Annotated in this window: 4 protein-coding genes; all 4 read left to right on the top strand. The window is 45.8% G+C overall.

Features of this window, described 5'->3' with window-relative positions:
• Positions 1-266: 266 nt before the first annotated feature.
• The 4 genes from OXH00_01750 to OXH00_01735 all read left to right on the top strand — a co-directional run bounded on the left by OXH00_01750 (position 267) and on the right by OXH00_01735 (position 7,184).
• Positions 267-1,709, top strand: a complete 1,443-nt coding sequence (locus OXH00_01750) for a hypothetical protein (protein ID MCY3739724.1) — start codon at positions 267-269, stop codon at positions 1,707-1,709.
• Positions 1,710-2,004: 295 nt separating this feature from the next.
• Complete coding sequence (locus OXH00_01745) at positions 2,005-3,075, top strand: Gfo/Idh/MocA family oxidoreductase (protein ID MCY3739723.1); 1,071 nt, start codon at positions 2,005-2,007, stop codon at positions 3,073-3,075.
• A gap of 187 nt (positions 3,076-3,262) precedes the next feature.
• Complete coding sequence (locus tag OXH00_01740) at positions 3,263-4,498, top strand: ABC transporter permease (GenBank protein ID MCY3739722.1); 1,236 nt, start codon at positions 3,263-3,265, stop codon at positions 4,496-4,498.
• 454 nt (positions 4,499-4,952) lie between these two features.
• The gene (locus OXH00_01735; protein MCY3739721.1) at positions 4,953-7,184 is read left to right on the top strand and encodes a prolyl oligopeptidase family serine peptidase; all 2,232 of its coding nucleotides are present in this window, start codon (positions 4,953-4,955) and stop codon (positions 7,182-7,184) included.
• Positions 7,185-7,325 lie beyond the last annotated feature (141 nt).

The following is a 7,325-nucleotide window of genomic DNA, read 5'->3' as shown; positions in this document are numbered from 1 at the left end:
TCTACTTCTACACACTCCAGACTGCAGACTTTGCTGCGACGCGACGGATGGTTATTCTGAAGTAAATGGCTGTCAGTTGTCAGAAGAGGAGTCGTCAGTGGTCAGTTACAAGAATCCTCTTAACTGAAAACTGATAACCGATAACTGATAACTATAAAAAAAATAAAACGCCCCGACCTGCCGGTTGAGCTAACCGCGAATCAACGCCGATTAGCAGTCGGTGTTGGGGCGTTTTTTATCGTATAAACAGAGGAGAAGCTTTTTTGATGAATCTAAAAAATATTTTACCTGTTTGGGGAGTGCTTGTACTACTTTTCACTGCAAGCAGCGGAAATGTATTTGCTTTCTCTTCCGGTCCACCGGACGAGAAGACAGATGCCCCGAATGAAAACACCTGTGCTCAAGCAGGATGCCACGCTGGCAATGACCTCAATGTCTCAGGGGGAGAACTGATGTTAACGGTCCCCGAAACATACATACCGAATGAGGTATATACGATTGTTGTCAATCTATCGCGTACTGGACAGAGTCGTTGGGGATTTGAGATGACTGCGCTGGATGCTGACGGTGCACGTGCTGGTTCATTTGAAGCTGACGATGCAGGGAATACGCAGCTATCAGAAGCAAATAGTAAACAGTATATTAAACATACTTCTATTGGCACTGCTCAAGGCACAAACGATGCACACAGTTGGGAATTCCAGTGGACTGCCCCTGATGCGGACCTAGGTCCCATTACCTTCTACGCTGCCGGGAATGCTTCCAATGGAAACTTCAACCCAATAGACGATTATATTTACACAGCACAAGAAGAATCAACGCCGCCGATACCGGTAGTTGCGGGTGTCTCATTGGAAGTCGTTGGAGATGATGCGCTTTCGACAACGGATGCGGTTGACGGTGTGAGTTACACGCTTAAAGTCACAAATACCGGCAATATGATGGATACAATAACACTTGAAGCCTCAGCAGAGGTCGGTATTGAAGGCAGCGTGCTTGGCGGTATCAGCGACAGCGAACGCTCAATCGAACTTGAAGCCGGAGCATCTAAAGAAGTGACATTCAGGGTTAAAGGGGATCTATTTACAACACCGGGTGATTATGCTATCACTGTGACGGCGACCTCTGGCACCGATAGCACGATGACTGCTGAAGCTACGACCACAACGACTATAGAGATACCAGTAATAGCAGGCGTGTCATTAGAAGTCGTCGGCGATGATGCCCTCTCCACAACGGATGCGGTTGAAGGCGTGAGTTATACCCTTAAAGTTACGAATACTGGTAATATGATGGATACGGTATCGCTTGAAGCCTCAGCAGAGGTCGGTATTGAAGGCAGTGTGCTCGGTACGCTCAGCGAAAGTTCGATCAAACTTGAGGCGGGTGCATCCGCAGAAGTGACATTGATGGTCGCTGGGGATCTATTTACAACACCGGGTGAGTATACTATCAGTGTGACGGGAACCTCTGGAACGGATAGCACGATGACTGCCGAAGTCACAACGACAACGACTGTAAAGATGCTGACACCTTGGGATGTTAACGATGATGGCGTTGTTAATATTCAGGATTTAGTGCTTGTTGCTGGTCAATTTGGTGAGTCTGGAGAAGATCTGAAAGGCGATTTGAACGGTGACGGCACGGTTAATATTCAGGATTTAGTCATTGTTGCGTCGCATTTCGGTGAAGAGACAGGCAGTAATTAGCCAGTAGGATAACTATCACCATTCACAAGACAAATTATAGGCAAAAGGCTACTATGGAACTAAGCATTGTAGCCTTTTATGCCACTTAATCTTGAAACGCTGACTGGATTTAGGAGTGTCTGGAGAATCTGACAAGCACGTTAATCCAAAGGACGGCGAGTGCTATAAGGAAACTCATCTATACTTTCCTCATCTTTGATAATTTTATAAAATATGACAACGTGTCTTGTAATACGTAATTTCTGTGAAAAGGCAACAAAAAATTTAATTTTTTTAGAAAATAGGAAGTGCGAATATGGGAACCTCTAAATATCGCGTTGGAATTATTGGATGTGGTGGCATTGCCAATGCCCACGCCCGCGGTTATCAGGGCGTTGAACAGACGGAGATTGTCGCGCTCGCCGATCCGGTTCAAGCGGCACTTGATAAGTTCTCGGACACCTACGATGTCCCTGGGGAAAACTGTTATTTGGATGCGCGCGAGATGTTGGATAACGAGAACCTTGACATTGTGAGTGTTGCGACGTGGCATAAACTCCATGCGCCGATGACAATAGCGGCGTGTGCCCGAAGCCCAAAGGCAGTGCTTTGTGAAAAACCGATGGGTGTGAGTCTGGGTGAGTGCGATGAAATGTTGATCGCTGCCAGACGGACGGATGTGAAAGTCGTCATCGGACACCAACGCCGATTCAACTCCGCATGGACAGATGCCCGAAACCTCATCGCTGACGGCGCGATCGGTGAACCGAGACAGATTGTCTGTCACGGCGGCCAGGGTTTATTGAATGACTGTTCACACCTGTTTGATATGATGCGCTATGTCCTTAGTGATCCTGCGCCGACGTGGGTGATTGGCAACGTTGAACGTAAAACCGAGCGTTATGAACGCGATATTCAGATTGAGGACCGGAGTGCTGGTGTCGTCGGCTTTGAGAACGGCTGCATCGGCATGCTTTTACAAGAAATCGGTAGGCCGAATTACCAAGGTGGCATTGTCTACGGTACAGACGGTATCGCGGACGTAACGGAAGGACGTGTCCGTCTTCTGAACAATAAAGCGACAGACTGGGAAGAACGTCCCTCTGATGGCACGAACCAGCACGTTGCCCAAGCCACTGAACTCATTGAGTGGATTGAAGGCGGTCCCGAACACCGCGGGGAAGCGAAACACGGACGCGCTGCTGTTGAGATTATCATGGCAATCTATGAATCGGCACGCATGCACGAAGTCGTTCAATTGCCGTTGCGGACGCATGCTAACCCACTCGATCTGATGATTGAGAACGGTGATTTACCGATCGAACGTCCTGGACGTTATGACATCCGTGCATTCTTGTTGCACGGCGAATCCATGAAACCGGAATAGTTATTAGTTACCAGTTACCAGTCACCAGTTGTCAGAAGCGTAGTTTTCAGTCATCAGTCGTCAGTTAAAGCGGTTTGCTGTTACTTGAATAGTAACCTCAACTGTCACAAGAACCCTCTTAACTGAAAACTGATAACCAATAACTGATAACTATTCCCTCTGATAACTGACAACTATTAAAAAACCTATGCAAATTACACAAGGTGTTAGCGTCGGTTTGGCAGCCTTACGGCGTAACAAGTTACGCTCGGTGCTAACAACGCTCGGTATTATCATTGGTATCGCCGCTGTTGTTGCGGTTGTTTCGGTTGGCGGTGGTGCCGAACACCTCATGCTCGCTGAGTTAGAACGTATCGGTGGTGCGGGTATGATCGTCTGCTTTCGGAAAGATGCAATTCGGCGAGAGGACGGTTCGTATATCGAAAATAAACATCCGGAATACATTGAATACGAAGACCTTGCCTTTATCGTTGAAAATTGCCCATCTCTTAAGCTGGCTACGGCACAATCAGGGACGAACCGCCGTGTGTCTCACAAACACGTTAATCAGTCGCTTCAAATCCACGGCACGACCCCGTTTTACCAAGAAGCGAATAACTGGTTCATTCAAATAGGTAGGTTCATCACGGAGAGCGACATCGAGCGAAGGGACCCTGTGTGTGTGATCGGGTCTGAAGTCCATAAAGACCTATTTCAGATGCGGAACCCGATTGGGCTTGAACTCAGAATAGGTTCAGAGCGTTTCACTGTGATAGGTGTGATGGAGGAAAAGGGCAACAGTATGGCGAGTGAGGGTTGGGATAATCGGGTGATTATCCCGCTCACGACAATGGGTACCCGTTTTATCGGGGGATATAAAGGTTGGATACACCTGTTTTGCCAAGCCGAGAGTTATGAAAAAGTCGAGCAAGCGGTTGCTGAAATCAAGGTCGCCATGCGGCAACAACACGGCGATGAAAAATATTTTGAATTTTTCACTGCGAAGCAGATTATAAAACAGGTAGGGAATGTCAGCCGGATTGTCCAGATACTCCTTGGCGGTGTCGCGAGTGTCGCGCTCTTCGTTGGTGGTATCGGTATCATGAATATCATGTTGGTCTCTGTGACGGAACGGACTCGCGAAATCGGTTTACGTAAAGCAATAGGTGCGAGACGGCGTGACATCTTGACCCAATTCCTGATTGAAGCGATTGTTTTAAGCGTTTGTGGTGGTCTCATCGGTATTTTTATCGGAAGCAGCCTCGCTTCTGTTTCCGGTTTGATTATTTCAAAACTCATGCAGGCGAGCTGGCCTGCTATTGTCTCTGTAGAAGCCGCGCTGATTGCGTTTGGTGTCTCTGCGTTCATCGGGGTATTTTTCGGACTCTACCCAGCAAACAAAGCCGCGGGTCTTACGCCGACAGAGGCTTTACGCCATGAATAGATTTGTACCTAATTGTAACCCAAGTTGCTACTCATAAGATTTTAGGCGTGTGGAGACCATTTTCATTGAAAGTGATTGATTCTCCGCAGGATTTAGTAGCGTGATGCACGTCGCATCTGGGGTTTTTGCTTGGGTGTTTCTTCAAGTACGCCGCAAAACTTTTAGTTTGCGCTCCGCAAGCACAATCTGGAAGATTATGCTACAAAGATGGCACCTTGCGTAATTGTAATAGATTTCACTATTAACAATACCCCATTAACAGGCGCGTGGGCAAAGTACACCATAGGCATCAATTTAAAAAATATGGTAGTTTTTACAATTACTTAGACCTTCTAAAGAAGCAAGGTTAGAAACCTCGCCAGCGGCGGTGGAGGTTTTCGCTTCTATTGAAATTGCCTCGCAGTGAGAGTTAATTCTATAATTCACCATAAATGATCCTGTTAAGGGAGAAGAAGTGAATTCTTTAACACTTGAAAATTTGCTTAAATTTAACACATTTGCTGTGAGAGTTCCTATTGATATTTCCTCTGATGGAAATTGGATTGCTTACAACACGCGGAACCGTGAAGCGTATGAAGGTGGCGTCGGAGACTCAGCATATTCTCAAACGGGTGTGGCGTTTGAAATGGTGCAGGCTACGGTTTGGGTAACAAACACGCGGACAGGTGAACATCGTAACCTAACCCCGAACTGGGGATCAAGTTGGGCACCAAGGTGGTCCCCTGATGGAGCGCGTCTTGCATTTTTCTCAGACCAGAGGGGTAAACCTCACCTATTCATCTGGAATCGTGAGACTGAAGAAATACAGGAGTTTACATCGACAACTGTTCGTACCTTCTTTGGCTTTGAAGTGCCTAAATGGACACCAGATGGACGTTTCATTCTTGTCAGATCCATTTCTTCAGCAGATGTTCCAATCTTCGATGAATCTATGCAAGACAAACCCCAAGTTTTACCTAAAGTTTCACAAGAAACCTCTTTTGTTGAAGTCTATGAGTCGGAAAATGGGCAACTTCAAGGAGAGCGACATGAAACAAGAGATATAGAACGTAGCGTAAACTTGATTATTCTTGATACCAAGACCGGTAAAACACTCTCGTTGATGAAGGGGTATGAGACTTCAAGTATTGATATTGCTCCTAATGGTGAGCAAGTGGCTGTCATGGTTTGTCTGGGATATGAAACACCAACATCTCTACAACTAATATATGATCTTTATGTTTTACCTCTGTCAGCGGAGTTAAGTAATGTTTCATCTGCGGACATTGAACCGCTTGTAAGAAAAATTCGACTTCAAGATGCTGGTATTACTGTCAGTTGGTCCTCGGATTCAAGGTGCGTGGCATGGACAACAGCAGGAGATATGGCATCAGGAGATGCTTTTATTGTTGACATAGAAACTAATATAGTTCGTAATCTCACAGAAAGTTTTAATATAAATCTTGGACGAGATTATCAACCGCCTCTCTGGATGGGAGAAAACGAAGCACTCCTCTGTCTTGCGGAAGGGGAAATATGGAAAGTGCCCGTAAACAGTGGTAAAATACAAAACTTGACGGAAAATTTTGAGTTTTTCGTTCACGATGTATTCTACCAAAGCGAGGGGTATGCCTCTTGGACGATTGACAACGCTATCACAATAAAAGTTTATGACGCGGAACGGAAATGTCACAGTTTTTATCGTTTCAACCTCACAAATAACACAACTACACTTTTGCGATCAGAGGACAAGCACCGGACCACTCATACAGGTCGCTTTTATAAAGATGTGGCAGAGAAAACCGGAGAATTTATTTATGTTGTTGAAAGTAATCAAGAACCACCAAATATCTGGATGAGTGATGCTAATTTTGAATCTCCGCGGCAAATTACAGACATTAATCCACAGGTACAAACTATTGATTTTGGCAGGAGCGAATTTATTGAGTGGACACTTGAAGATGGAGAAACGGTTAAAGGAATCCTCGTGCTACCCTCTGAGGCATCTGAGAAAAATCCTGCACCGATGATTGTAAGTGTCTATCCAGGAATAACGCCTTCGACAGAAATCAATAACACCTTTGCTCTCGGCAAGGGCTTGGGGAGTAACCATCCGGGTATGTTTGCTTCGCGAGGCTATGCGCTTTTATTCCCTGACTTCCCCATACAGAACATCGAGCCATACAACCAGTTTTCAGATGTTATTCTTCCAGGTGTTGACGCAGCTATTTCGACTAAAATGGTAGATGCAGAACGGTTAGGAGTCGTCGGTCATAGTCACGGTGGATATGCCGTGAATGTCCTTATCACACAAACAACGCGATTTAAAGCGGCGGTCGCTTTTGCGTCTATGAGTAACTTAATCAGTGAGTACCTTGTTAATACAGGAATTGGTCCCGGTTGGTACGAGACTGGAAGGGGAGGGATGGGCGGGACCCTGTGGGAATTTCCGCAACGTTATATCAATGGTTCACCAGTCTTCCATCTGGATCAAGTTCAGACCCCTTTGCTGCTTATTCACGGAGATAAAGATTTCATTCCCTTTGAACAGGCTCAGGAAATGTTCAACGGACTCGCGCGTCTTGGAAAAGAGGTTGTGTTGTTGAAATACAAGGAGTCAGACCATTTTCTTGGCTCTTGGTCAAACGAAAAACTTGCCGATTATTGGGAGCGGGTCCTAAACTGGTTTGACGAATATCTGAAATAACGTGGGTTCGACGTTGACTTACTACGAGTTGTCTTTTTGTTGGATTTGCTTGTGCTTGGACAAAGTTCACCATAAGTGTCAATTTAGTGGATTCTCGGTTGCATCTTGAAATCCCGCATGAAACTACAAATAGGAATCCAC

Source organism: Candidatus Poribacteria bacterium, assembly GCA_026706025.1.
Taxonomy (GTDB): domain Bacteria; phylum Poribacteria; class WGA-4E; order WGA-4E; family WGA-3G; genus WGA-3G.
The sequence above is the reverse complement of the archived record's forward strand: the minus strand, read 5'-3'. Positions and strand labels throughout refer to the sequence as shown.